Genomic DNA, 26,393 nt, shown 5'->3' on the forward strand with positions numbered 1-26,393 from the left:
ATGGCGCAAGCTGGCATCGGTAACCTCGCGGGCGGAATGGGCAAGTTCACTGAACTTCGCCAACGTTTGCTGTTCGTCGTCGGGGCTTTGATCGTCTATCGCATCGGCTGCTATGTGCCGGTGCCGGGCGTCAATCCCGATGCCATGCTTGCCATGATGCAACAGCAGGGCGGCGGCATCGTGGACATGTTCAACATGTTCTCGGGCGGCGCCCTGCACCGTTTCAGCATCTTCGCGCTGAACGTGATGCCGTACATCTCGGCATCGATCGTGATGCAGCTGGCCGTGCACATCTTCCCCGCCCTGAAGGCGATGCAGAAGGAAGGTGAGTCCGGTCGCCGCAAGATCACCCAGTATTCGCGCATCGGCGCCGTGCTGCTGGCAGTGGTGCAGGGCGGTTCGATCGCGCTGGCCCTGCAGGGCCAGGTTTCGCCGTCGGGCGCTCCGGTTGTGTACGCACCAGGCATGGGCTTCGTGCTCACCGCCGTGGTCGCGCTGACCGCCGGCACCATGTTCCTGATGTGGGTCGGTGAGCAGGTCACCGAGCGCGGCATCGGCAACGGCGTGTCGCTGATCATCTTCGCCGGTATCGTGGCGGGCCTGCCGGGTGCGGTCATCCACACCTTTGACGCCTACCGCGACGGCAACATCCAGTTCATCCAGCTGCTGCTGATCGCCATCGTCGTGCTCGCCTTCACCTTCTTCGTGGTGTTCGTCGAGCGTGGCCAGCGCCGGATCACGGTCAATTACGCGCGCCGCCAGGGCGGTCGCAACGCGTACATGAACCAGACCTCGTTCCTGCCGCTGAAGCTCAACATGGCCGGCGTCATCCCGGCGATCTTCGCCTCGAGCCTGCTGGCCTTCCCGGCAACCCTGGCCATGTGGTCCGGCCAGGCGGCCAACCAGAGCAACTTCGGCCAGATCCTGCAGAAGGTCGCCAACGCGCTGGGCCCGGGCGAGCCGCTGCACATGATCGTGTTCGCTGCGCTGATCACCGGTTTCGCGTTCTTCTATACCGCGCTGGTGTTCAACTCGCAGGAAACCGCCGACAACCTGAAGAAGTCGGGCGCGCTGATTCCGGGCATCCGTCCGGGCAAGGCCACTGCCGATTACATCGACGGTGTGCTGACCCGCCTGACTGCCGCCGGCTCGGCTTATCTGGTGATCGTCTGCCTGCTGCCGGAACTGATGCGCACGCAGCTGAACGCCTCGTTCTACTTCGGTGGTACGTCGCTGCTGATCGTGGTGGTGGTGGTGATGGACTTCATCGCCCAGGTGCAGGCGCACCTGATGTCGCACCAGTACGAGAGCCTGTTGAAGAAGGCCAACCTGAAGGGTGGCAACCGCGGCGGTTTTGCTCGCGGCTGATAGGCCTGTTATACTTTCGTCTTCCTGACGTGATGGTCCCTCCGCTTCGCGGACTCCGGCCACACAAACGAAGGGCGGCCCCCGCAGCGGTTCCGGGTGGGGGTGTGATGAGGTGGTCCTGCGCTGGAGTAGCGCGGGCGGCCCTGGGGGGGAACCCCTGGTCCAACCCCATCCGGCGCCGGAGCCTGGGCACACTCCCCAGGCCGGGTTCATGAAACCAATGGTTTCACGGGCTTCCATGTAAACCGGAACCTTGTTAGTATCGCTAGTTCACTTTTTTGATCCATCCTGCCGGATTGGCGTGCCCGAGGCGCGCTGTCGGCCATCACTCAGCTGGAGAACCGCGTCATGGCGCGTATTGCAGGCGTCAACCTGCCAGCCCAGAAGCACGTCTGGGTCGGGTTGCAAAGCATTTACGGCATCGGCCGTACCCGTTCGAAGAAGGTCTGCGAAGTCGCAGGCGTTGCTTCGACCACCAAGATCCGCGATCTGTCGGAGCCGGAAATCGAGCGCCTGCGCGCCGAAGTCGGCAAGTACATCGTGGAAGGCGATCTGCGCCGTGAGATCGGCATCGCGATCAAGCGCCTGATGGACCTGGGCTGCTACCGCGGCCTGCGTCACCGTCGTGGCCTCCCGCTGCGTGGCCAGCGCACCCGTACCAACGCCCGCACCCGCAAGGGCCCGCGCAAGGCGATCAGGAAGTAAGGGACCTATAAATGGCTAAGCCCGCTGCTAAGACCAAGAAGAAGATCAAGCGCGTCGTCACCGACGGCGTCGCCCACGTCCACGCTTCGTTCAACAACACCATCGTCACCATCACCGACCGCCAGGGCAACGCTCTGTCGTGGGCAACCTCCGGTGGCGCTGGCTTCCGCGGTTCGCGCAAGTCGACCCCGTTCGCTGCCCAGGTGGCCGCTGAAAAGGCCGGTCGCGCTGCGCTGGACTACGGCGTGAAGTCGCTGGAAGTCCGCATCAAGGGCCCGGGTCCGGGTCGTGAGTCGGCCGTGCGTTCGTTGAACAACGTCGGCTACAAGATCACCAACATCATCGACGTGACGCCTATCCCGCACAACGGGTGCCGTCCGCCGAAGAAGCGTCGCGTCTAAAGGGAGCGATAAGAAATGGCTCGTTATATCGGTCCTACCTGTAAGCTCGCCCGTCGCGAAGGCGCCGACCTGTCCCTGAAGAGCCCGGCGCGTGCGCTGGACTCCAAGTGCAAGCTGGAGCAGAAGCCCGGCCAGCACGGCGCCACTGCCCGTAAGGGCAAGCTGTCCGACTACGCCACCCAGCTGCGTGAAAAGCAGAAGGTCAAGCGTATCTACGGCCTGCTGGAGCGTCAGTTCCGCAACTACTACAAGAAGGCCTCGACCAAGAAGGGCAACACCGGCGAGAACCTGCTGCAGCTGCTGGAAACCCGCCTGGACAACGTCGTCTACCGCATGGGCTTCGCCGTGACCCGTCCGGCTGCCCGTCAGCTGGTGTCGCACCGCGGCGTCACCGTGAATGGCAAGTCGGTCAACCTGGCTTCGTACCAGGTCAAGGCTGGCGACGCCATCGCTCTGTCTGAAAAGGCTGCCAAGCAGCTGCGCGTCCAGGAAGCCCTGACCGTCGCCGCCCAGCATGACCTGAGCCCGTCGTGGGTTGAAGTGGATTCCGGCAAGTTCACCGGTATCTTCAAGGCTGTTCCGGATCGTTCGGATCTGCCTGCGGACATCAACGAAGCGCTGATCGTCGAGCTGTATTCGAAGTAATTCACATTGGAGAGCCCCCGGCGACGGCCGGGGGTTCACTAGGAGAACCCGCAACATGACGGTTACCGCCAACCAGGTTCTGCGTCCTCGCGGTCCGCAGATCGAACGCCTTACCGACACCCGTGCAAAGGTCGTTATCGAACCTTTGGAGCGGGGTTACGGGCATACGCTGGGCAATGCCCTGCGTCGCGTGCTGCTGTCGTCCATCCCGGGCTTCGCCATCACGGAAGTCGAAATCGACGGCGTGTTGCATGAGTACACCACGGTCGAAGGTCTGCAGGAGGACGTGCTCGAAGTCCTGCTGAACCTGAAGGACGTGGCCATCCGTATGCACTCCGGCGACAGCGCCACCCTGTCCCTGTCCAAGCAGGGCCCGGGCGTTGTCACCGCTGCCGACATCAAGGTCGACCACAATGTGGAAATCTTGAACGGCGACCATGTGATCTGCCACCTGACCAAGGATACGGCAGTCAACATGCGTCTGAAGATCGAACGTGGTTTCGGCTATCAGCCGGCTGCCGCGCGTCGTCGTCCGGACGAAGAAACCCGTGCCATCGGCCGCCTGGTCCTGGATGCCTCGTTCTCGCCGGTCCGCCGCGTCGCCTATGCCGTGGAAGCGGCTCGTGTCGAACAGCGTACCGACCTGGACAAGCTGGTCATCGATATCGAGACCAACGGCACCATCGATGCCGAGGAAGCTGTGCGCACCGCCGCCGACATCCTCAGCGACCAGCTGTCGGTGTTCGGTGACTTCACCCACCGCGACCGCGGTGCGGCCAAGCCGGCCAACAACGGCGTGGATCCGGTGCTGCTGCGCCCGATCGACGATCTGGAGCTGACCGTGCGTTCGGCCAACTGCCTGAAGGCTGAAAGCATCTACTACATCGGCGATCTGATCCAGAAGACCGAAGTGGAGCTGCTGAAGACCCCGAACCTGGGCAAGAAGTCGCTCACCGAAATCAAGGAAGTGCTGGCCCAGCGTGGCCTGTCGCTTGGCATGAAGCTGGAGAACTGGCCGCCGGCCGGCGTCGCCAGCCACGGCATGCTGGGCTGATATCGGTACTGCCTGAAGGCTCCACCGCTCGCGGTGGAGCCTTCAACGCAACGAAACATGCCATGACGAACCGAAGGTTCGCGGGCAGGTCGTCCAGGATGGGCGGCCAGGACCAACCGCAGTCCGCGTAGCAACGCCAGGATGGCGACAACGATCCGCACAGCCTCATCATTAACCAAGGAATATCACCATGCGTCACCAGAAGTCTGGCCGTAAGTTCAGCCGCACCAGCGCCCACCGCGAAGCGATGTTCAAGAACATGGCCGCCTCGCTGTTCAAGCACGAGCTGATCAAGACCACCCTGCCGAAGGCCAAGGAACTGCGTCGCGTTGCCGAGCCGCTGATCACCCTGGCCAAGGTCGACTCCGTCGCCAACCGTCGTCTGGCCTTCGCCCGCCTGCGCGACAACGAAGCCGTGGGCAACCTGTTCACCATCCTGGGCCCGCGCTATGCGAACCGTCCGGGCGGCTACCTGCGTCTGCTGAAGTGCGGCTTCCGCGCCGGCGACAACGCGCCGATGGCCTACGTCGAGCTGGTTGACCGTCCGGTCGTGGCCGAGGAAGTGGCCGAGTAATCGGACCGCTCCAACGCGACACAGCGAAAGCCCGGCAACCGCCGGGCTTTTGCGTTTCTGGTAGCGCCGGGCCATGCCCGGCGTTTCCGTTTCCGGGTCTTTCCGCTGCGCTCGCCGGGCATGGCCTAGTGCTACCTGCAACCCGCACCGTTCCGACAGGCGTCACCTGTGGCGGTTCGAATGGCGCGCACTCTCGGTTACGCTTGGCGCCTGATCCATTCGAGCGTTGGCGATGAATCCTCTGCGTTGGCCTTTCCGAGCCCAGTTCTTCCTGGGCTTCCTGATCTGCGTGGGCCTGCTGGGCTACGCGATCTTCCTGCAGCTGAAGATGGGCCTGGAACCGTGCCCGCTGTGCATCTTCCAGCGCCTGGCGTTCGCTGCGCTTGGTCTGCTGTTCCTGATCGGTGCGCTGCATGGGCCGTCCAACCGCCCCGGCCGTGCCACCTACGGCGTGCTCGCCTTCATTGCCGCTGCGGTGGGCGTCGGCATTGCCGCGCGCCATGTCTACGTGCAGATGCTGCCGCCGGAAATGGGCGCGACCTGCGGCCCGCCGTTGAGCTTCCTGCGCGAGACCATGGGGCCGCTGGAAGTGTTCCGCACGGTGCTGACCGGTACCGGCAACTGCGGCAACATCGATTGGACGTTCCTGGGCTTGACCATGCCGATGTGGTCTGGCGTGTGGTTCGTGTTGCTGGCGCTGTGGGCGCTGGTGGTGTCGCTGCGCAAGGTCAGGCGCTGAAGCGCAGCCACGCATGGCGTGGCTCTACTGGGTAGTGCCGGCCGCTGGCCGGCAACCCTTGGGCCGGCGCAGCCCCGTGCGAATGCCGGCCAGCGGCCGGCACTACCTCAGAAGTCCTGCTGCAGGCTCAGATACGCGCCGCGGCGTGGCCCCCACTGGGGGGCGAACACGCCGACGCCGCCGCCGTCACGCAGCTGGTAGCTGCGGTCCAGCGCGTTGATCAGCGCCAGCTGCACGTGAAGCGGGTGGCCGCTATCGGCATTGAAGTCGTGGCCGGCGCTGACGTTGACCTGCAGATACGACGGCAGCTCGCCGCCATTGGGGACACCCTCGATATCCGAACGCAGGCCGCTGCCGAACACGTAGTTGGCACCGATCCGGTTGTGGCCGGCGAAGGAATAGCTGAAACCGCCCGATGAAGTCAGCTTCTGGTCGTGATCAAGGTGGATCCAGTGCTCGGCCACGTAGGCCAGTGCGTCCGGATCGAGGTTGTACTGGCTGGTGATGACCTGGGTGCCGATCGCCTTGTTGTAGGCGGCATTGAGGTAGGCGCTGAACGGGCCGTTGCTGTAGTCGGCACTGAACTCCAGGCCGCGGATGTGCCCGCGCCGGTAGTTGAACGTCGAATAGATGTAGGCGGCGCCGAACTGGCCTTCGTCCTGCAGGCGCGCGACGCGACGGTCGTAGGCATCCAGGCCGAGCGTCAGGTGGTCGCCGAGCAGTTGGGAGACACCGATGTCGTAGTAGTCGCTGCGCTCGGCCAGCGGCGTGTTGTTGCCGCCGCTGGGCTGCTGGTTGGTGGTGCCGTCGTACAGCGCGATGTCGCTGCTGGCGATCAGTTCACTGGCAGGCGGCGTGAAGTAGCGCGAGTAGCCGGCATGCACGGTGGTGCTTGCGCTGGCATTCCAGACCACGCCGACGCGGGGGCTGAGCTGGCCCTCGGTATGGCCGAAGGCTTTGAAGCGGTCACCGCGCAGGCCGTAGTTGACGGTCCAGTCGTCGCCGATCTTCCATTCGTCCTGCACATACAGTGCCAGCGTGCTGGCGTGGAAAGCGCTGCGGTCGGGAATCAACAGCGGTGTGGTGCTGGATTGCTGGCCGGCATCATCGACCGGGAACACCCAGCTGTTGTTGCTGGCCCGCGCGTTCTCGTAGTTGCCGTACAGGCCGTAGCGCAGCGTGTGGTCGTTGCCCAGTGGCGTGGAGAAGTCCGCCTGCAGTGTGTTGGCGCGGTTGCTGCGCTGGACCTGCGAGGCGACGCCGCTGAACACCAGGTCGCCGACAACATCCGGGTTGAACGCCACATCGCTGTAGCGCTGCCCGGCCGAGAGCTGATAGCTGGTGGTGCCCAGCGTGCCCTGCAGCACCAGCATGCCGAAGCGCGTGGCCTCCCGCTGGGTTTCATCCAGCTGGCTGGAGTCGAACGTGGTGGTGTCCAGGTAACCGAACTGCGGGGTCTGCCCCGGATTGACCGGGATCTGGAAGCGGTTGTTGGCGAAGCCGGCGAGCACGCTCAGGCGGGTGTTCTCGTTGACCAGGTAGGTCAGGTCGGCGAATGCCTTGCCCTGATGGGTATCGTCATGCAGGGGCTTGCGCGTATTGGTGGGATTTTCCAGGCCGACCTCGTTCTGGTCGTAATTGCCGGTCAGGAACCAGCTCCAACGACCCTGGTTGCCCCACCAGGAGGCATTCGGATTGACCTTGCCGAACGAGCCGGCGGTGAGGCCGGCGCTGCCGCCGTTGCCAAGCTCGGCACCACTGCGTGTGGTGATGTCAACCACGGCGGCGGTGCGTTCACCGAACTGTGCCGGCAGCGCGCCGTCCATCAGCCGGATGCTCTTGATGGTGCGCGCATCCAGAGTCTGGCCAAAGCCGGAGATCGACTCGGGCAGCAGCACGCCATTGATGCGGTACTGCAGATTGGCGTGGTCGCCGCGCACGTGCACGCCGCCATAGGAATCCTGGACCACGCCGGGGGCCTGCAGCAGTATCTGGCTGAGCGGCGCGGAGGCGCCCAGCGGCTGCTTCTGGATGTCCTCGGCCGTGATCTGGTACTGGCTGCTGCCGATATCCGGCGACAGCGCGTTCCGGGCCTGGTCGAGCTGGGCGTGGACGGTGACGGCGTCCAGTTCCTTGACCGCAGGGGACGCGTCGTCGGCCGTTGCGGCGAAGGCGGGGAGGCTGGCCAGGGCCAGGGCGAAGGTGATGCCGGTAGCGAGCGGCGAGGGCTTCATGGGGAGGGACGGAGCCTGGGGCGTGGAAGGGGCCGATCCATGACGTATGAGTGTTACTCCGTAACAAATCATGCGCCTGTCCCGGCGGTCGTGGCCATGCCATGTCTGGCTGCTGGCGTTGCTCTTTTCCTGCCGTTCAGGCTCGCGGGCAACGCCGGTGGCCCTTTGCGACAGCGCCTGGCTCTGCGACCATGACCGCCCCCCACCCCGGAAGTCTGCAATGAGCCTGTCCGCCGTTCCGCCTGTTCCCGATCCTGCCGCGACCGCCGCTGGCGCTGCCTGGGCGCCGGAGAGCTGGCGCGGCAAGACTGCGCTGCAGATGCCGACCTATCCCGATCCGGTGGCGCTGGATGCTGCCCTGCATGAGCTGAAGCGGCTGCCGCCGCTGGTCACCTCATGGGAGATCCTGGCGCTGAAGCAGCAGCTGGCCGAGGCCCAGGAGGGCAAGCGCTTCCTGCTGCAGGGCGGCGACTGTGCCGAGAACTTCAGCGATTGCGAATCGGGCACCATCTCCAACCGGCTGAAGGTGCTGCTGCAGATGAGCCTGGTGCTGGTGCATGGCCTGCGCCAGCCGGTGATCCGGGTCGGCCGCTTCGCCGGCCAGTACGCCAAGCCGCGGTCGGCCGATACCGAGACCCGCGATGGCGTGACGCTGCCCAGCTACCGGGGCGATGTGATCAACGCGCCGGCCTTCACCGAGGCGGCGCGCCTGCCGGATCCGAAGCGGATGCTGCAGGCCCACGCGCATTCGGCGATGACGATGAACTTCGTGCGTGCGCTGATCGATGGTGGTTTCGCCGACCTGCATCATCCCGAGTACTGGAACCTGGACTGGGTGCGGCATTCGCCGCTGGCCGCGGACTACCAGAAGATGGTGGCTTCGATCGGCGATGCGGTGCACTTCATGGAGACCCTGGCCGGGGCCCGCGTGCACAACCTCAACCGTATCGATTTCTATACCTCGCACGAAGCGCTGCTGCTGCCCTATGAGCAGGCGCTGACCCGCCAGGTCCCACGCCAGCAGGGCTGGTTGAACCTGAGCACGCACTACCCGTGGATCGGCATGCGCACCGCCGCGCTCGATGGCGCGCACGTGGAGTATCTGCGTGGCGTGCGCAACCCGATCGCGATCAAGGTCGGGCCGTCGGTATCACCGGATCAGCTGCTGCGACTGATCGACGTGCTCAACCCACACGACGAACCGGGTCGCCTGAGCTTCATCCACCGCATGGGCGCGGCACAGATTGCTGAGAAGCTGCCGCCGCTGCTGGAGGCGGTCAAGCGGGACGGCCGCCGCGTGCTGTGGGTGTGCGATGCGATGCACGGCAATACCGAAAGCACCGCCAACGGTTTCAAGACGCGCCGTTTCGACAACGTGCGTGGCGAAGTGGAGATGTCGTTCGATCTGCATGCGGCCGCAGGCACGCGTCTGGGTGGCGTGCATCTGGAGCTGACCGGTGAAGACGTGACCGAATGCACCGGTGGCGCGCGTGAGTTGACCGAGCGTGACCTGGAGCGTGCGTATCGTTCGACGGTGGACCCGCGGTTGAACTACGAGCAGTCGCTGGAGATTGCGATGGCGATCGTGCGCAAGCAGGAGCAAGTGCGGTAAAGGGGATTCCGCAGGGCTTGCTGCCCTGCACCTGCTGGATCAACGTCGACTTCAACGTCAAATGCGGGCATTCCGTGGGAGGGCGGGGCGGCGTCGGAGTGCGGGGACGCCGTGAACCCATCCCTGGGGGCTTGGCAGCCGCATCCATGCGGCTGACACCCCGCACTCCGACACCGCCCCACCTTTGACAGGTTCACTCGGCTGTTGGTAGGTGTCGACCTTGGTCGATGCGGTAGATCCACGCCATGCGTGGATGCATTTCGATTCCAGTTCGGAACACTCGATTCCGATGGAGATTCATCCACGCATGGCGTGGATCTACTGCAGATCGCGGAAATCTGTCGAAGGCGGGGTGGGTCCGGCTGCGGGAGTGTCCGCGGCAAGGATGCCGCGGCCAAGCGCCGAACGCACAGCCGCCAGCGGCTGGGCCGGAACGCGAAGCGGGGTTCACGGCGTCTCCCGCAACCGGATCCACCCCGCCAATCTGCAGGAAACCTGCTTTTGCTGTTGCTCCAGCTGGTAGCAGGTGCAGGGCTGCAAGCCCTGCCGACCAACACCCTGCTTACGAACGGCTAACGTGACGCTCATGCATCATGCGCGAGGCTGTGCGCTTGCTGTTCGAGTGGAGGTGGCAACGGTGCAGTGGGAAAGTGCACAGGCGTATGCATGGCCGCTGGGATTGGCGGTGGTGGTGGGCGGCATCGGCGCGTGGTTGATCCTGTGGATCTACCATCGGCTGAAAGGGCGTGATCGCCGACGTGCACGCATCGGTCGCGTGCTGGGGTTGCCGATGGCAACCGCCTGGCCGCTGCTGCTGCTGATTCCTGCGCTGCAGGCCACGCCGTTGCAGGATCCGCTGCTGGCACACCTGCAGCACGTGCTGCACATCGCGTTGACCGCCTGCTTCATCTGGCTGCTGGTGAGAGCGGTGGCGGCGGGCGAGCGGGCGATCCTGCGCAGTCATCCCATCGACGTCTCCGACAATCTGGAGGCGCGACGCATCCAGACCCAGACACGGGTGCTCAGCCGTGTGCTGATGGGCGGCATCATCGTGCTCGGTGCATCGCTGGTGTTGCTGACCTTCCCGATGGTGCAGAAGATCGGCACTGCGCTGCTGGCATCGGCGGGCCTGATAGGCCTGGTGGCCGGCATTGCCGCCAAGCCGGTGTTCGGCAACCTGATTGCCGGCCTGCAGATCGCCCTGACCCAGCCGATCCGGCTGGACGATGTGGTGATCGTCGAGGGCGAGTGGGGGCGCATCGAAGAGATCGGCAGCAGCTACGTGGTGGTGCGCGTGTGGGATGAGCGGCGGATGGTGGTGCCGCTGACCTGGTTCATCGAGAACCCATTCCAGAACTGGACGCGGCGTAGTGCCGACCTGCTGGGTACGGCATTCCTGTGGCTGGATTACCGCGCGCCGATCGCGGCGATCCGCGCCGAGCTGGAGCGCATCTGTCGTGGTCAGGCGCTGTGGGATGGCCGGGTCTGCGTGACCCAGGTGACCGAAACCAGCGAGCGTGCGATCCAGGTACGCCTGCTTGTCAGCGCGCGCAGCTCGGGCGATGCCTTCGACCTGCGCTGCCTGGTGCGCGAGCGCATGCTCGACTTCCTGGCGCGCGAGCATCCGCAGTCGTTGCCGCAGGTGCGCGCGCGGCTGCAGCAGGAGGATGAGCGCGACATGCCGCGCGGACCGCGTGCGCGCGCCGCGGATGTGCGCTCGCCGGGTGCGGAGGATGGAGAGGCGGCGATCGTGCCGGTGGAGCCAGAATCCGGACGGTAGCGCCGGGCCATGCCCGGCGAGCGCAGCGGCGTCGCTCCATCCGCCGGGCATGGCCCGGCACTACCCCGGCGGCCAGCTCAAGGCTCGCCGGCGTCGATCAGCGTATCGGTGTCGAAGTGAGGGGGGCGCCGGGCACGGGTGCGCTGCTCGTAGGCGTAGGCCATCTCGATCAGCTTCGGCTCGCTCCAGGCGGTTCCCATGAACAACAGGCCGACCGGCAGGCCATCGATCTGGCCCATCGGCACGCTGAGGCTGGGATAGCCGGCCACGGCAGCGGCACTGTAGCTTTCGCCGGGGAAATCGTCGCCTTCGCTGCGGATCGGCCAGGCCACGCCGGTGGTCGGTGCCACCAGTGCATCAAGTTGATGGGCGGCCAGGGTGGCGTCGATGCCCTCTGGGCCGGCCATCCGGCGTGCATCGCTGCGCGCGCGGATGTAGGCGGGGTCGGCCAGGCCAGCGGTAGCGTCGGCCTCCACCAGCAGTTCCTGGCCGAACAGGCCCAGCTCCTGCTTGCTGTGCGCCTGGTTGAAAGCGATCAGTTCGGCGAGGCTGCGCAGCGGCGCGCGATGGGTGGTGAAGTAGCGCTCCAGCCCGGCCTTGAATTCATACAGCAGCACGGTGCGCTCGGCGTCGGCCCAGGCTCCCTGGTTGGCCAGTTCCACCGGCACCACCACCGCGCCGGCGCGGCGCAGCTCGGTGGCTGCCTGGTCGACCAGTGGCGGCATGCCGCGGTACTTCAGCAGCGGTGTCTGCAGCAGGCCGATACGCTTGCCTCGCAGCCCCTGTGGGTCCAGCCGTGCGGTGTAGTCGTAGACCGCGCGGCCCGGCATGGTCGCGGTGGCCGGGTCGGCGTCGTCTCGGCCAGCGATGGCGGTCAGCACGGCCGCGGCGTCGGCGACGCTGCGTGCCATCGGTCCGGCCGTGTCCTGGCTGAAGGAGATCGGGATGATGCCTTCACGGCTGACCAGGCCGACCGTGGGCTTCAGGCCGACCACACCGTTGATCGCCGCCGGGCAGACGATGCTGCCATCGGTTTCGGTGCCGATCGCCACGCTGGCCAGGTTGGCGGCCACGGCCACCGCGCTGCCGCTGCTGGAGCCGCAGGGTGAGTGGCTGATGCGGTAGGGGTTGCGGGTCTGGCCGCCGCGCGCGCTCCAGCCGGACACCGAATCGTTGCCGCGGAAATTGGCCCATTCGCTGAGATTGGTCTTGCCCAGCACCACCGCACCGGCATCGCGCAGGCGCCGCACCAGGTAGGCATCGTCCGGCCGGAAGCCCTGCAGGGCCAGCGAGCCGGCACTGGTGGCCATCGGCGCGGCGTTGATGTTGTCCTTCAACAGCACCGGAATGCCATGCAGCGGGCCGCGCAGGCGCCCGTTACGGCGCTCGCGATCACGCTCGGCAGCTTCCTTCAGGGCATCCGGGTTGAGCTCGATCACCGCGCGCAGGCGCGGTCCGGCGCGGTCCAGGCTGGCGATACGCTGCAGATAGGCCTGGGTCAGGGTGGTGCTGTCCAATGCGCCCGACGTCATCTGCGCCTGCAGGTCAGCGACATCGGTTTCAGCGTAGGGGAACGGCACGTTGCGGCTCGCCGGTTCGGCGGCATGGGCGCTCGAGGCGGCCGGGCTGCAGCCAGCAGAAAGCAGCGCAGGCAGCGCGGCGAGCAGGCAGGTCAGCAGAGGCGTCAAGGACGGGCGCATGGGGCGGCTTGGTCGGCTCCAATCCCCAGTGTAGCCGGTGCTCAGCGGTGGCGCTTGCGCAGGTCGCGGGCCAGGACGTAGACCACGATCAGGTTGATCGCCAGGATCGTCCAGGACGGCCAGCCAGGATGGCGGATGATCGCGAAGATATCGAAGGGCAGGTACAGGGACGCGGTCAGGCAGCCCAGCCAGGAGGCCCATGCCTTGGCCCGCCACAGGCCCCAGGCTTCGACCAGATGCAGCAGGCCGTAACCGATCATCCCCGCCGCGGCCAGGTGCACCGCGTCGGGGCTGATCATGTGCAGCAGCGAGGGCAGGGTGCCATGGTCCGGATCCAGGCTGAAACGCCGGATCAGGACCATGATGCCGTGCCGCAGCGGCTGCGGTCCGAGCACTTCCAGCCCGGTGGCAGCCAACAGCGCCAGCATCGCCTTGCTCGCTTCGAGCAGGGCGATGACATGGAGACCCGGATGCCGGTGAGGATCCGGGTTGTAGCTGCTCGGGTTCACGGGGTGTTGGCTCAGCCGCCGCGCGAAGCCTTCTTGCGGTCGCTTTCGGTCAGGAACTTCTTGCGCAGACGAATCTCCTTCGGGGTGATCTCGACCAGCTCGTCGTCTTCGATGAAGTCCAGGGCCTGTTCCAGCGAGTACTTGATCGCCGGGGTCAGCTGGATCGCGTCGTCCTTGCCCGAAGCGCGCATGTTGGTCAGCGGCTTGGTCTTGATCGCGTTGACGGTCAGGTCGTTGTCCTTGGAGTGGATACCGACCAGCTGACCTTCATACACGTTGTCGCCTTCAGCAGCGAACAGCTTGCCGCGTTCCTGCAGCGGGCCCAACGAGTAGGCCGGGGTGGCGCCCGGGGCATTGGCGATCATCACGCCGTTGATGCGCTTGGCGATCGCGCCCTGTTCCTTCGGACCGTAATGGTCGAACACGTGGAACAGCAGGCCCGAGCCCTGGGTGAGGGTCTTGAACTCGTTCTGGAAGCCGATCAGGCCACGGGCCGGGATCTGGTACTCAAGGCGCACGCGGCCCTTGCCGTCCGATTCCATGTTCTTCAGCTGGCCCTTGCGGGTGCCCAGCTTTTCCATCACGCCGCCCTGGTGGACTTCTTCGATATCCACCACCAGCTGCTCGATCGGCTCCATGGCCTGGCCGTCGATCTGCTTGATGATCACTTCCGGGCGCGACACGGCCAGCTCGTAGCCTTCACGGCGCATGTTCTCGATCAGCACCGACAGGTGCAGCTCGCCGCGGCCGGAGACCAGGAACTTGTCCGCGTCTTCCAGCTGCTCGACCTTCAGGGCCACGTTGTGGACCTGCTCGCGGTCCAGGCGGTCCTTGATCTGGCGGCTGGTCAGGAACTTGCCACCGGACAGATCCTTGTTGCCGGCGAACGGCGAGTTGTTGACCTGGAAGGTCATCGAGATGGTCGGCTCGTCGACGGTCAGTGCCGGCAGTGCTTCCGGGGTGTCCGGGGCGCACACGGTGTCGGAGATGGTCAGCTCCTGGATACCGGAGATGGCGACGATGTCACCGGCTTCGGCAGTGTCCTGCTCGATGCGCTCCAGGCCCAGGAAGCCCAGTACCTGCAGTACCTTGCCGGTGCGCTTCTTGCCTTCACGGTCGATCACCGCGACCTGCATGTTCTTCTTCAGGGTGCCGCGCTGGATGCGGCCGATGCCGATCACGCCCACGAAGTTGTTGTAGTCCAGCTGGCTGATGCGCATCTGGAACGGGCCTTCCGGATCCACTTCCGGCTTCGGCGCGTGCTGCATGATCGCTTCGTACAGCGCGGTCATGTCGCCGTCGCGCACGGTGTCTTCCAGGCCGGCGTAGCCGTTCAGGGCCGAGGCATAGACGATCGGGAAGTCCAGCTGCTCATTGGTGGCGCCGAGCTTGTCGAACAGGTCGAACACCTGGTCGATCACCCACTCCGGACGCGAGCCCGGGCGGTCGACCTTGTTGACCACGACGATCGGCTTGAAGCCCATCGCGAAGGCCTTCTGGGTCACGAAGCGGGTCTGCGGCATCGGACCGTCCATGGCGTCGACCAGGATCAGCACGGTGTCGACCATCGACAGCACGCGCTCGACCTCACCGCCGAAGTCGGCGTGGCCGGGGGTGTCGACGATGTTGATCCGGTTCTTGATACCGGTCTTCTTGTCTTCCCAGGTGATGGCGGTGTTCTTGGCCAGGATGGTGATGCCGCGTTCCTTTTCCTGGTCGTTGCTGTCCATCACGCGCTCGGCGAGGACGGTACGCTCGGACAAGGTGCCGGACTGCTTCAGCAGCTGGTCGACCAGGGTGGTCTTGCCATGGTCGACGTGGGCGACGATGGCGATGTTGCGAAGATTTTCGATGGACATACGAAAGGGGGCCAGTCGGCGCCGGATTTGGAAAAAGAAGTCCAACATTATACGTCGAACTTGACGATTCGCGAAAAGGTGGATTTCACGCAGGTCGTGGGGCCCATTCAGCTGGCTGTCCGAGGCTCCGGTCGAGGCCGCCAGGACCCGGCGACCCGGCTCCCCGTCCGGGGGCTGAAGCCGGGCTCTTCACCGATGGTCGAAGCCGCCGCCGACACGAGGCGGGTGTAAACTAGGTGGCTAGACGCATTCCCCTTTGCATCAAGGATCTTCATGTCCCTCATCGCCACTTTCGACACCACCCAGGGCCCGATCAAGGTCGAGCTGTTCGCCGACAAGGCGCCGCTGACCGTGGCCAACTTCGTGAACCTGGTCAAGCACGGCTTCTATGACGGCCTGATCTTCCACCGCGTGATCGCCGACTTCATGATCCAGGGCGGCTGCCCGCAGGGTCGTGGCACCGGCGGCCCGGGCTACAAGTTCGAAGACGAGAAGAATGGCGTGAAGCACGAAGTCGGCTCGCTGTCGATGGCCAATGCCGGCCCGAACACCAATGGCAGCCAGTTCTTCATCACCCACATCAAGACCGACTGGCTGGACGGCCGCCACACCGTCTTCGGCAAGGTCCTGGAAGGCCAGGCCATCGTCGATTCGGTCAAGCAGGGCGACGTGATCCATTCGATCACCCTGGAAGGCGACGTCGACGCCGTGCTGGCCGCCCAGGCCGACCGCGTCGCCGAGTGGAACAAGCACCTCGCCGCCTGATCCCCCTTCGAAACGGCCACCCACGGGTGGCCGTTTCCCTGTTCCCCGCCGCCCGCCAGGCCTGCGTGGCTCTGCCCGCGGCGTCCCATCAAACGCTCGCAAGCAAGAGGAAACCCCCATGAAAGCACCCGTTCGTGTTGCCGTGACCGGCGCCGCCGGCCAGATCGGTTATGCCCTGCTGTTCCGCATCGCCTCCGGCGAAATGCTGGGCAAGGACCAGCCGGTCATCCTGCAGCTGCTGGAACTGCCGGTCGACAAGGCCCAGGCCGCCCTGAAGGGCGTGATGATGGAGCTGGAAGACTGCGCCTTCCCGCTGCTGGCCGGCATGGTCGGCACCGATGACGCCGAAGTGGCGTTCAAGGACGCCGACATCGCCCTGCTGGTCGGCGCGCGTCCGCGCGGCCCGGGCATGGAGCGCAAGGACCTGCTGCTGGAAAACGCCAAGATCTTCACCGCCCAGGGCGCGGCGCTGAACAAGGTCGCCAGCCGTGACGTGAAGGTGCTGGTGGTCGGCAACCCGGCCAACACCAACGCCTACATCGCCATGAAGTCGGCCCCGGACCTGAAGCCGGAAAACTTCACCGCCATGCTGCGCCTGGACCACAACCGCGCCCTGAGCCAGCTGTCGGCCAAGCTCGGCAAGCCGGTCGGTGGCATGGAGAAGCTGGTCGTGTGGGGCAACCACAGCCCGACCATGTACCCGGATTACCGTTTCGCCACCGCCGATGGTGCGTCGATCGCCGATGCGATCAATGACCAGGAGTGGAACGCCAACACCTTCATTCCGACCGTCGGCAAGCGCGGCGCAGCGATCATCGAAGCCCGTGGCTCGTCTTCGGCTGCTTCGGCTGCCAACGCCGCCATCGACCACGTGCGTGACTGGGTGCTGGGCAGCAACGGCAAGTGGGTCACCATGGGCGTGCCGTCCGATGGTTCCTACGGCATTCCGGAAGGCGTGATCTTCGGCTTCGCGGTGACCACCGAGAACGGCAAGTACACCCTGGTGAAGGATCTGCCGATCGACGACTTCAGCCAGAAGTACATCGACAAGACCCTGGGCGAGCTGGAAGAAGAGCGCGCCGGCGTCGCCCACCTGCTGGGCTGATGCAGGCGGTATCGGCCCTGGCCGGTACGTCTTCCATCAAGGCAGGTGCCGACCGTTGGTCGGCACGCAGAAGGCGGGGAAGCTTCGGCTTCCCCGTTTTCATTTGGAATTCCTGGAACCGCATGATCCACCTGCATTACATCGATGACGCACTGCTGGTGGCCGAGAAGCCGGCCGGCCTGCTGTCCGTGCCTGGCCGCAGCGCCGAGAACCAGGACTGTGTGGTTGCGCGGTTGCAGGCGGTGTACCCCGATGCGCTGACCGTGCACCGGTTGGACCAGGTTACGTCCGGCCTGCTGCTGCACGCGCGCGGCAAGGACATGCAGGCAGCATTGTCGATGCAGTTCGAGCAACGCCAGGTCGGCAAGCGCTATGAAGCCGTCGTGCAGGGCCTGATCGAAGGCGAGGCCGGCGAAGTGGACCTGCCCTTGATCGTGGACTGGCCGAATCGGCCGAAGCAGAGAGTCGACCACGAACGCGGCAAGCCGGCGCTGACACGCTGGCGCGTACTTGCCCGTGACGGTGAAGCGCAGCGTACCCGCGTGGAGTTGGAGCCGGTCACCGGCCGCAGCCATCAATTGCGCCTGCACATGGCCAGCCTCGGCCATCCGATCGTCGGTGATGTGCTGTATGACGCCGCGCCGGCGCAGCGTGTGCATCTGCATGCGCGCAACCTGCAGTTCACCCATCCGGTGACGGGCGAGGCGCTCGCGTTCGAGTCCGCGACTCCGTTCTAGGGGTTCGGCAGGGCTTGCAGCCCTGCACCTGCTACGAGCCAGAGCAACGTCAACGTCAAAAGCGGGTTATCCGTGGGTTGGCGGGACGGTGTCGGAGTGCGGGGACGCCGCAAGTACGTCCCTGTAGGCTTGGCAGCCGCATCCATGCGGCTGGCACCCCGCACTCCGACACCGCCCCACCTTCGACAGGTTCCCGCGGCTGTTGGTAGGTGTCGACCTTGGTCGACACATCTGTCAGATATCGAATGAATCATCCACGCATGGCGTGGATCTACCGTGTCGACCAAGGTCGACACCCACTAGGGCAATACGCCGTTCCGACAGCTCGCAGAAAACTGTCGAAGGCGGGGTGGGTCCGGTTGCGGGAGTGTCCGCGGCATGGATGCCGCGGCCAAGCCCCCAGGGACGGGTTTACGGCGTCTCCCGCAACCGGACCCCCCGTCAACCCTCAGGAAACCAGCTCCTGCTGTTGCTTCGGCTTTGGCCCCTGCGCGTGCAGGGGCCAAAGCCCTGCAGAACAAACGCACCCCCTACCAAGGTAGGGCGGCCCGCACGGCAGCGCCGGACTATCCTCGAACCCATGACTTTGTCTGGGAGGGCTGCGTCATGAACTACGAGGAAACCTACCGTCGCTCGATCGACGAGCCGGAGGCCTTCTGGGGCGAGGAAGCCAAGCGCATCCACTGGCACAAACCACCACAGCAGGTGCTCGATTACAGCAATCCGCCGTTCCGACGCTGGTTCGTCGGTGGTGAAACCAATCTCTGCTACAACGCTGTCGATCGCCACCTGGCCGATCGCGCTGACCAGCTCGCGCTGGTCGCCATTTCCAGTGAAACCAACAGCACCCGCGAGATCACCTACCGGCAGCTGTATCGCGAAGTGAACGACTTCGCCGCCGTGCTCAAGCACCTCGGCGTCGGTCATGGTGACCGGGTGGTGATCTACATGCCGAACATGGCCGAGGCGGTGTTCGCGATGCTGGCCTGCGCGCGCATCGGCGCGGTGCATTCAGTGGTGTTCGGCGGCTTCGCCGCACATAACCTGGCACTGCGCATCGACGATGCCAAGCCCAGGCTGCTGATCGCGGCCGATGCCGGCATGCGCGGTGGCAAGCTGATTCCCTACAAGCCGATGGTCGATGCCGCCTGCGCTGAAGCCAGCGCGCCGCCACCGCATGTATTGATTGTCTCGCGCGGGCTGGATGCCGCCGAGCCGCGTGTGCCCGGCCGCGATGTGGAGTACGCCACGCTGCGTGCGCAGGTTGGTGAAGTCGATGTGCCGGTGCAATGGCTGGAGGCAAGCGAACCGAGCTATCTGCTGTACACGTCCGGCACCACCGGCAAGCCGAAAGGCGTGCAGCGCGATGTCGGTGGCTATGCGGTGGCGATGGCGCAGTCGATGGAAACCGTGTTCGACTGCAAGCCGGGGCAGGTGATGTTTTCCACCTCGGATGTGGGCTGGGCCGTCGGCCATTCCTACAACGTGTACGGTCCACTGATCGGTGGCTGCACCTCGCTGCTCTACGAAGGGCTGCCGACACATCCGGACCCGGGTATCTGGTGGGCGCTGTGCGAGCAGTACAACGTGCGCACCATGTTCTCTTCGCCCACCGCCATCCGCGTGCTGAAGAAGCACGACGCGGATTTCATCCATCGTCATGACCTGCGGGCGCTGAAGTACCTGTTCCTGGCTGGCGAGCCGTTGGACGAACCGACCGCGCACTGGATCAGCGACGCGCTCGGCAAGCCGATCATCGACAACTACTGGCAGACCGAAACCGGCTGGCCGGCATTGACTCTGCTGCCCGGGCTGGAGATGAAGCCGGTGCGCTTCGGTTCGCCCGGCTTCCCCAACCTCGGTTACCGGATGAAGGTGATCGACGAGAACACCGGTGAGGAAGTGGCGCCCGGGCAGAAGGGCGTGCTGGTGGTATCGCCGCCGCTGCCGCCGGGCTGCATGAGCACGGTGTGGAACGATGACAACCGTTTCCTGCAGAGCTACTTCAGCCATTTCAAGGAGCTGCTGTACAGCTCGCTGGACTGGGCGATCCGCGACGACGACGGTTACACCTTCATCCTTGGCCGCACCGATGATGTGATCAACGTGGCCGGCCATCGTCTTGGGACGCGCGAGATCGAGGAGGCCATCTCCGGCCACCCGCGCGTTGCCGAGGCGGCGGTGATCGGGGTCAAGGATGAGCTGAAGGGGCAGGTGCCGCTGGTGTTCGTCACCCTCAAGCAGGGACTGGAGGGCGAGGACCCTGCGCCGGTGGTGGCCGAGATGATGGCCGCGGTGACCACATCGCTCGGTGCGGTTGCACGCCCCGCGCATGTGCACGTAGTCAATGCGCTGCCCAAGACCCGTTCCGGCAAGCTGCTCCGACGCTCGCTGCAGGCGCTGGCCGAGCAGCGCGATCCAGGTGACCTGTCGACGCTGGATGACCCCGGCGCACTGGAGGAGATCCGCCGCGCGCTGGGGCGTTGACCCGGTAGTGCCGGCCGCCGGCCGGCATCCCCATCAATCCCCGGGTTGCCGGCCAGCGGCCGGCACTACCCTCAGCACTTGCGCTAAGCTCGGCCTGTCATCGACCTGCAACACGCGGCGCGCGCCGGGGAACGCGCGTGCCGCCCGGGGATGGCACCCAGGGGAGCGTGCCCGTGAGGGCGCGCTGGCATCGCACATCGTGGAAGGGGGAGTGATGGCATTGCTGCACGCCAAGACGGCCGCTGGCCGTCAGGAAATCGAGGACCGCGGTCGGCGCCTGCCGGCCGCCCTGCGTTCGATCCTGTTGATGGTCGATGGCCATCGCGATGACACCGAACTGCGCGGCCTGTTCGAAGGCCTGCGCGCGCCACCGGACGCACTGGAGCAGTTGGCTGTGCTGGGCCTGATCGAAGTGATCGGAGGCCGCGTCGATGCGGCACCGGCGCGCAGCATCAGCACCGGCCGTGAGCAGGACCCGGCGTTGTACCAGCAGTTGTACGACGCGATGAGCGAAGCGGTGCGCCGTCATCTCGGCCTGAAGGGCTACTTCATGCAGTTGAAGATCGAACGCTGCACCGACGCCTTGGCACTGGAACGCCTGTGCCCGGAACTGCTGGCGGCAGTGGGCAAGGCACGCAGCCCGGCGCTGGCCCAGCGCTGGTGGCAGGAAACCCAGGCGGCCCTGGTGAACGGCGGCGGCGAGGTCGTGCAGGCCTGAGTCACCCCGTAAAGTGACCGGTTCCCTTCCCCTCAAGGAGTCCCGCGTGCAGGACGACCACGACGATACCGACACCCCCGGCTGGGACGCGATCAACGCGGCGCTTGCGCCGCTGTACGCCGGCCAGGAACCCCGCCACTACGGCACGGCACTGCCCTATACGCTGGGTGGCCAGGATCCGCTGGATGGCATCAGCGTGTACTGGGCGGATGCACCGGTGCCGCACTGGCACTACATCACCTATGGCTTTTCCGAGCTGTACGCCAAGGAAAGCAGCGATGTCGACGCCAGCGGCTACGGTTTCGAGTTGACCTTCCGGCTGGCAGCCAGTGCAGGCGACAGCGCGGACAGCGCGCCGTCGGTGTGGCCGATGAACCTGCTGCAGAACCTGGCCCGCTATGTGTTTGGCAGTGGCAATGTGTTCGAGGACGGTCATCACCTCAATGCCAACGGACCGATCGCGCTGGAGACGGACACCCGGCTGTGCCATCTGGCCTTCATTGCAGACCCGCAGCTGGTGGCGCGCGATACCGCCAACGGCCATCTGCGGTTCCTGCAGCTGGTCGGCCTGACCGACGACGAGATGGAGGCGGTCAAGCGCTGGTCCACGCGGGGCGTGCTGCAGGTACTGCAGCCGGCGATGCCGTTGTGGATCACCGACCTGCGCCGCGGCAACCTGCTGGAGGATCCGGCGCTGGCAACGCAGGTGCGGGCCGGCAGCGAAGGCGAAGGCTCCAGCACCGGCATGCTGTTCATCGAGACGCTGGACTGGCGCCAGGACGCGGGCACCACCACGCTGGTGCTGGGCGCGGGGCAGGTCGCCAGCGTGTGCGAGTTGCTGCCGCTGCGCCTGCGCCATGGCAAGTCACTGGAGCTGGTGAGCCGCGAGCGGCAATGGGCATTCATCCCGGCCGGACACGGTGCAGCCAGCGAGGTGGCTGCCGACAGCGCGCGCTGGGTGCTGGACGAGGCCGGGCTGAAGGCGCTGGCCGGCGTGCGTGCCGAGCGCGGGATCTATCCGCTGGCGGACACGCTGCGCATTGAAGTGGTGCCGACGTACCTGCGCGATGCCAAGGGCGAGGTCATCCGCGAGATCGGCTGACCGCGCCGATGGCGCCGGTGGGGTCAGAGCCGCCTGCTGCGCAGGCGGATCCGACCCCGCCTCCGACCCCGGGGCAGGTCAGGCCAGGCCTTCGGCCTTCAGCGTGGCCTGCACGCCGGCGTCGGCGTCCATGCGCGCCTTGTAGGCGGCCAGGTTGTCCAGGCCGGACAGGTCGACCTTGGTGCCAGCGGCCCAGCGCAGGGTGATGTAGAAGTACGGATCGGCGTAGCTGCGGAAGCCTGCCAGCCAGGGCTTGTCGGCCAGCTGCTTGTCGGCGGTCTCGAACAGGCCACGCAGGCGCTTGTGTGCAGCGGAGCGGATGGCGTCGTATTGGCCTTCGTCGGCGATGAACTTGCCCGGTGCGAACAGCGGCGAGAACGCCGGGTGCACGTCGGAATTGACGAAGGCCAGCCAGCGGGTGGCTTCCGCACGCTGGCGCGCGCTGCCGTCGCCGCCGAGGCCGGCCTGCGGGAAGCTGTCGGCGATATAGCCCATGATCGCGGCGTTCTGCAGCAGCACGAAATCGCCATCGACCAGTGCGGGCACCGCACCGGCCGGATTGATCTTGAGGAATTCCGGACCCTTCAGGGTGTCCTTGTTCAGCAGTTCAACCTCGAACGGCTGGCCGGTCCACTGCAGGGCGATGTGGTCGGCGGTGGAACAGGCACCGGGCTTGCTGTACAGCTTCATGGAGACTCCAGGTGATGCGGGCGGGAAACACCCACTATCCCAGAGCCTGCCGGCAGGCGGCAACGCTGCCGCCAGCACGGATCGTTACGACTGCCGCGGCTTGAGGTTCTGCACCTTATAGAAGGTGTGATCGCCGATGGTGGCCACCTGGTAGGCATTGCGCCAGTTCGGGCTGGCGATCGACAGTGCGGCGAAGTGGCTGGCGCCGGGCACGATCTCGCGGCGCTCGCCGGCCGGCAGCGCCCAGTTGCGCTCGGCGTCGAAGGCCACGTTCATGGCCTCGCTCCAGGCCGCGTCGTTGCCCAGCTGGGTGCCGGGGGAGACGATGGTCGGGGCGAACTGCTTGCGCGCGGTGACCACCTGGCACATCGAGTCGCCCCACAGGCCACTGTCGAGACGGCGCAGGGCGACCTCGGCGACAGCTTGCTGTCCACGCAGGGTCTGGTCGCGGGCTTCCAGGTACACGGTGGTGCTCAAACACAGTGAATCGGCGGCCGGCTGCGGCAACAACTGCGACAGCCAGAGAATCCAGGCCAGTTTCATATAACTCCTTGCTCCGTATGGGCCGCACTCTCCGGTTCCGGCCGCGGGGCGGCAGGAAGCGGGGCACGACTTGGCGTCATGGGGAGGCGGCCATCGGGGCCGCCCCGTGGGCGGCCCCAAAAGAATCGATCAGTACCGATCGAGGGGGCCGCGCCGGCTCACCGGAAACTGGCTGGTGAGCGGAAAGATGGCGCAAGGTAGGGGGGGGAAGCCGAACGCATCGTGAACCACGCGGCTTGACATTCAGGTTGGGCAGGGGTGACGGAAATCACATTCCGCCCCCCATTCAGGTGCTCATCAGAGCGCAGCGGCGACGCGACTGCCCTGGTCGATGGCGCGTTTGGCATCCAATTCGGCGGCGACATCGGCGCCGCCGATCAGCTGCGCGCTGATGCCGGCGGCCTGCAGTTCGGCCTGCAGCGTACGGTTGGGTTCCTGCCCGGCGCAGATCACCACCTGGTCGACCGGCAGCAGCTGTTCGCTGCCGTCCACGCGGATGCGCAGGCCCTCGTCGTCCACGCCCAGGTACTCGACGCCACCGAGCATGCGCACGCCCTTCGCCTTCAGCGTGGCGCGGTGGATCCAGCCGGTGGTCTTGCCCAGGCGCGCGCCCGGCTTGCCCGGGCTGCGCTGCAGCAGCCACAGCCGGCGCGGCGAGGCCTCGGCCTGCGGCTGCGCCAGCGAACCCCGGGCCTCGAAGGTGCCGTCCACGCCCCATTCGGTCATCCAGCGCTGCGGGTCCAGCGACGGCGACTCACCGGCGTGGCTGAGGAACTCGCCGACATCGAAGCCGATGCCGCCGGCGCCGATGATCGCCGCATTGGCGCCGACCTCGACCCGGCCCAGCAACACGTCCAGGTAGCTGACCACTTTGGCGTGGTCGGCGCCGGGGAAGTCGACCTTGCGTGGGGTGATGCCGGTGGCCAGGACCACCTCGTCGAAGCCAGCCAATGCGGGGGCGTCGGCGCGGGTGCCCAGGCGCAGCTGTACACCCGTCTCGGCCAGCTTGTGGCGGAAGTAGCGCAGCGTCTCGTGGAACTCTTCCTTGCCGGGGATGCGCTTGGCCACGTTGAACTGGCCGCCGATCTCCTCGCCGGCATCGAACAGGGTGACCTGGTGGCCGCGCTCTGCGGCGACCGTGGCGCAGGCCAGGCCGGCCGGGCCTGCACCGACCACGGCGATCTTCTTCGGTGCGCTTGTGGGGCGATAGACCAGCTCGGTCTCGTGTGCGGCGCGCGGATTGACCAGGCAGCTGGCCAGCTTGTTCTCGAACACGTGGTCCAGGCAGGCCTGGTTGCAGGCGATGCAGGTGTTGATCGCGTCGGCGCGGCCGGCACGGGCCTTGTTGGGCCACTGCGGGTCGGCCAGCAGCGGGCGCGCCAGCGACACCATGTCGGCGCCGCCATCGGCCAGGATGCGCTCGGCAACCTCGGGCATGTTGATGCGGTTGGTCGCCACCAGCGGAACCTTTACGTGCGGCTTCAGCTTGGCGGTGACCCCGGCGAACGCAGCACGTGGCACCGAGGTCGCGATGGTCGGAATGCGCGCTTCATGCCAGCCGATGCCGGAATTGATGATCGTCGCACCGGCCGCCTCGATGGCCTGCGCCTGCTGCACGATTTCTTCCCAGTTGCTGCCGTCCTCGACCAGGTCGACCAACGACAGGCGGTAGATGATGATGAAGTCCGGGCCGCAGGCCTCGCGGATGCGGCGCACGATCTCCACCGCGAAGCGCATGCGCTGGCGCGCGTCGCCGCCCCAGGAATCGGTGCGCTTGTTGGTGCGCGGGGCGATGAACTCGTTGATGAGGTAGCCCTCCGAGCCCATCACTTCCACGCCGTCGTAGCCGGCCTCGCGGGCCAGCTTCGCGCTGCGTGCGTAGTCGGCGATGTGACGCTCGACGCCAGCGGCCGACAAGGCGCGCGGGGTGAACGGGTTGATCGGGGCCTTCAGCTTAGACGGGGCAACTGAGAGGGGGTGGTAGGCATAGCGTCCGGCGTGCAGCAGCTGCAGGCAGATCTTCGCGCCGTGCTGGTGCGCGGCGGCGGTGAGCTGCCGGTGCGGGCGCACCTCCCAGGGCCAGGACAGCTTGCCGCCGAACGGCTTGAGCCAGCCGACCACGTTCGGCGCGAAGCCGCCGGTGACGATCAGGCCAACGCCGCCCTCGGCGCGTTCGGCGAAGTAGGCCGCCAGCCGCGGGAAATCGCGCGCGCGGTCTTCCAGACCGGTATGCATCGAGCCCATCAATACGCGGTTGCGCAGCTGGGTGAAGCCCAGATCCAGCGGGGCGAAGAGGTGGGGATAGGCGCTTTCGTTGGCTGGCGACATGGTCGATACGCTTGCGTACGGAAGCGCGAAGCGTGCCCCGAAACCTTGCCCGGGGCAAGGGCTGCGGGGTAGTGCCGGCCGCTGGCCGGCATCCACGGTCGGTCAGGGCGCCTGCGGTTGCCGGCCAGCGGCCGGCACTACCGGCAGCGGTCGACCGATCCCGAACCAGCCCAGGGTTACCCCGCACAACGGGCCGATAAGCAGTGCGAAGGCAAGGGTGCCGAGGCCGATGTTGCCGCCCAGCCACCAGCCCAGCAGCAACACGCTGCCTTCGATCAGGCTGCGCACCTTCCAGATCGGCCAACCGGTACGGGCGTGCAGGCCGGTCATCAGGCCGTCGCGCGGGCCAGGCCCGAGCCGGGCGCCGATGTACAGGCCCGTGGCCAGTGCGACCAGCAGCATGCCTGCGCAGAACGTCGCCAGCTGCCAGCCGAGGCCGAGGGCCGGCGGCAGCAGCCACAGCCCGAACTGCGCGGACGGGCCGATCAGCAGCACGTTGAGCACGGTGCCGACGCCGGGCTTCTGCCGCAGCGGCCACCACAGCAGCAGCACCAGCGCGCCGATCACGTTGGTGGCCAGGCCGAACGACAACGGCGTCTGTGCGGCGATGCCCTGTGAGAGCACGTCCCATGGCGCGACACCGACGGCGGCACGGATCATCAGTGAAGCACCGAAGCCATACAGGAACAGGCCAGTGATCAGTTGCAACAGGCGCAGGGGCAGGGCGGTGGGCATGGG

The 26,393-nt window shown here is 66.2% G+C and carries 23 protein-coding genes; 15 read left to right on the forward strand and 8 right to left on the reverse strand.

Features of this window, described 5'->3' with window-relative positions; all coding sequences use genetic code 11:
* The 7 genes from secY (at window position 1) to ABH900_RS09905 (ending at window position 5,486) form a co-directional block, all read left to right on the forward strand.
* The gene (secY, locus tag ABH900_RS09875; RefSeq protein ID WP_180850928.1) at window positions 1-1,368 is read left to right on the forward strand and encodes a preprotein translocase subunit SecY; all 1,368 of its coding nucleotides are present in this window, start codon (window positions 1-3) and stop codon (window positions 1,366-1,368) included.
* A 348-nt stretch (window positions 1,369-1,716) separates the two neighbouring features.
* Window positions 1,717-2,073 carry a 30S ribosomal protein S13 gene (rpsM, locus tag ABH900_RS09880; protein ID WP_004145437.1) on the forward strand — a complete coding sequence of 119 codons (357 nt, stop codon included), beginning with the start codon at window positions 1,717-1,719 and terminating at the stop codon, window positions 2,071-2,073.
* Window positions 2,074-2,084: 11 nt separating this feature from the next.
* Complete coding sequence (gene rpsK, locus ABH900_RS09885) at window positions 2,085-2,474, forward strand: 30S ribosomal protein S11 (protein WP_004145443.1); 390 nt, start codon at window positions 2,085-2,087, stop codon at window positions 2,472-2,474.
* Between the two features lie 15 nt (window positions 2,475-2,489).
* Window positions 2,490-3,119: a 30S ribosomal protein S4 gene (gene rpsD / locus ABH900_RS09890; protein WP_004145446.1), complete on the forward strand. Its 630-nt coding sequence runs from the start codon at window positions 2,490-2,492 to the stop codon at window positions 3,117-3,119.
* 55 nt (window positions 3,120-3,174) lie between these two features.
* The gene (locus tag ABH900_RS09895; protein WP_004145453.1) at window positions 3,175-4,173 is read left to right on the forward strand and encodes a DNA-directed RNA polymerase subunit alpha; all 999 of its coding nucleotides are present in this window, start codon (window positions 3,175-3,177) and stop codon (window positions 4,171-4,173) included.
* A gap of 190 nt (window positions 4,174-4,363) precedes the next feature.
* On the forward strand, window positions 4,364-4,747 hold the full coding sequence (gene rplQ / locus ABH900_RS09900) for a 50S ribosomal protein L17 (protein WP_005408217.1): 384 nt from the start codon (window positions 4,364-4,366) through the stop codon (window positions 4,745-4,747).
* Between the two features lie 232 nt (window positions 4,748-4,979).
* Window positions 4,980-5,486 carry a disulfide bond formation protein B gene (locus ABH900_RS09905; protein WP_429622695.1) on the forward strand — a complete coding sequence of 169 codons (507 nt, stop codon included), beginning with the start codon at window positions 4,980-4,982 and terminating at the stop codon, window positions 5,484-5,486.
* Between the two features lie 107 nt (window positions 5,487-5,593).
* On the opposite strand, the gene ABH900_RS09910 is transcribed toward ABH900_RS09905, so the two are convergent.
* Complete coding sequence (locus ABH900_RS09910; RefSeq protein WP_429622696.1) at window positions 5,594-7,720, reverse strand: TonB-dependent receptor; 2,127 nt, start codon at window positions 7,718-7,720, stop codon at window positions 5,594-5,596.
* 220 nt (window positions 7,721-7,940) lie between these two features.
* Between ABH900_RS09910 and ABH900_RS09915 the strand changes: the two genes are divergently transcribed.
* The gene (locus tag ABH900_RS09915; RefSeq protein WP_429622697.1) at window positions 7,941-9,332 is read left to right on the forward strand and encodes a class II 3-deoxy-7-phosphoheptulonate synthase; all 1,392 of its coding nucleotides are present in this window, start codon (window positions 7,941-7,943) and stop codon (window positions 9,330-9,332) included.
* A gap of 637 nt (window positions 9,333-9,969) precedes the next feature.
* Window positions 9,970-11,112 carry a mechanosensitive ion channel family protein gene (locus ABH900_RS09920; RefSeq protein ID WP_429622698.1) on the forward strand — a complete coding sequence of 381 codons (1,143 nt, stop codon included), beginning with the start codon at window positions 9,970-9,972 and terminating at the stop codon, window positions 11,110-11,112.
* A 77-nt stretch (window positions 11,113-11,189) separates the two neighbouring features.
* On the opposite strand, the gene ABH900_RS09925 is transcribed toward ABH900_RS09920, so the two are convergent.
* From ABH900_RS09925 to typA, 3 genes are read right to left on the reverse strand one after another with little or no spacing between them, the layout of a single operon-like run.
* Entirely contained in the window at window positions 11,190-12,812 is a 1,623-nt protein-coding gene (locus ABH900_RS09925; RefSeq protein WP_429622699.1) for an amidase, read from the reverse strand.
* Between the two features lie 41 nt (window positions 12,813-12,853).
* Window positions 12,854-13,321, reverse strand: a complete 468-nt coding sequence (locus tag ABH900_RS09930; protein ID WP_429622700.1) for a DUF2127 domain-containing protein — start codon at window positions 13,319-13,321, stop codon at window positions 12,854-12,856.
* 11 nt (window positions 13,322-13,332) lie between these two features.
* On the reverse strand, window positions 13,333-15,180 hold the full coding sequence (gene typA / locus ABH900_RS09935) for a translational GTPase TypA (RefSeq protein WP_429622701.1): 1,848 nt from the start codon (window positions 15,178-15,180) through the stop codon (window positions 13,333-13,335).
* A 273-nt stretch (window positions 15,181-15,453) separates the two neighbouring features.
* Between typA and ABH900_RS09940 the strand changes: the two genes are divergently transcribed.
* The 6 genes from ABH900_RS09940 (at window position 15,454) to ABH900_RS09965 (ending at window position 22,094) form a co-directional block, all read left to right on the forward strand.
* Complete coding sequence (locus ABH900_RS09940) at window positions 15,454-15,945, forward strand: peptidylprolyl isomerase (protein WP_005408225.1); 492 nt, start codon at window positions 15,454-15,456, stop codon at window positions 15,943-15,945.
* 118 nt (window positions 15,946-16,063) lie between these two features.
* Window positions 16,064-17,050: a malate dehydrogenase gene (locus ABH900_RS09945; RefSeq protein WP_429622702.1), complete on the forward strand. Its 987-nt coding sequence runs from the start codon at window positions 16,064-16,066 to the stop codon at window positions 17,048-17,050.
* 122 nt (window positions 17,051-17,172) lie between these two features.
* Complete coding sequence (locus ABH900_RS09950) at window positions 17,173-17,787, forward strand: RluA family pseudouridine synthase (protein ID WP_429622703.1); 615 nt, start codon at window positions 17,173-17,175, stop codon at window positions 17,785-17,787.
* Between the two features lie 606 nt (window positions 17,788-18,393).
* Complete coding sequence (gene prpE / locus ABH900_RS09955; RefSeq protein ID WP_429622704.1) at window positions 18,394-20,274, forward strand: propionate--CoA ligase; 1,881 nt, start codon at window positions 18,394-18,396, stop codon at window positions 20,272-20,274.
* Window positions 20,275-20,488: 214 nt separating this feature from the next.
* Window positions 20,489-20,992 carry a hypothetical protein gene (locus tag ABH900_RS09960; protein WP_429622705.1) on the forward strand — a complete coding sequence of 168 codons (504 nt, stop codon included), beginning with the start codon at window positions 20,489-20,491 and terminating at the stop codon, window positions 20,990-20,992.
* 46 nt (window positions 20,993-21,038) lie between these two features.
* Window positions 21,039-22,094 carry a suppressor of fused domain protein gene (locus tag ABH900_RS09965; protein WP_429622706.1) on the forward strand — a complete coding sequence of 352 codons (1,056 nt, stop codon included), beginning with the start codon at window positions 21,039-21,041 and terminating at the stop codon, window positions 22,092-22,094.
* 78 nt (window positions 22,095-22,172) lie between these two features.
* On the opposite strand, the gene ABH900_RS09970 is transcribed toward ABH900_RS09965, so the two are convergent.
* From ABH900_RS09970 to ABH900_RS09985, 4 genes are all read right to left on the reverse strand, one after another.
* Window positions 22,173-22,784, reverse strand: coding sequence for a glutathione S-transferase N-terminal domain-containing protein (locus ABH900_RS09970; protein ID WP_429622707.1), 612 nt, complete (start codon window positions 22,782-22,784; stop codon window positions 22,173-22,175).
* Between the two features lie 84 nt (window positions 22,785-22,868).
* A complete protein-coding gene (locus tag ABH900_RS09975; RefSeq protein WP_004154513.1) occupies window positions 22,869-23,327 on the reverse strand; it encodes a cell wall hydrolase in 459 nt (152 codons plus the stop codon).
* 297 nt (window positions 23,328-23,624) lie between these two features.
* Window positions 23,625-25,655 carry an FAD-dependent oxidoreductase gene (locus ABH900_RS09980; protein ID WP_429622708.1) on the reverse strand — a complete coding sequence of 677 codons (2,031 nt, stop codon included), beginning with the start codon at window positions 25,653-25,655 and terminating at the stop codon, window positions 23,625-23,627.
* Between the two features lie 102 nt (window positions 25,656-25,757).
* The gene (locus tag ABH900_RS09985) at window positions 25,758-26,390 is read right to left on the reverse strand and encodes a YczE/YyaS/YitT family protein (protein WP_429622709.1); all 633 of its coding nucleotides are present in this window, start codon (window positions 26,388-26,390) and stop codon (window positions 25,758-25,760) included.
* Between the last annotated feature and the right edge of the window lie 3 nt (window positions 26,391-26,393).

The sequence above is a fragment of the Stenotrophomonas sp. AN71 genome, assembly GCF_050435725.1.
Taxonomy (GTDB): Bacteria; Pseudomonadota; Gammaproteobacteria; order Xanthomonadales; family Xanthomonadaceae; genus Stenotrophomonas.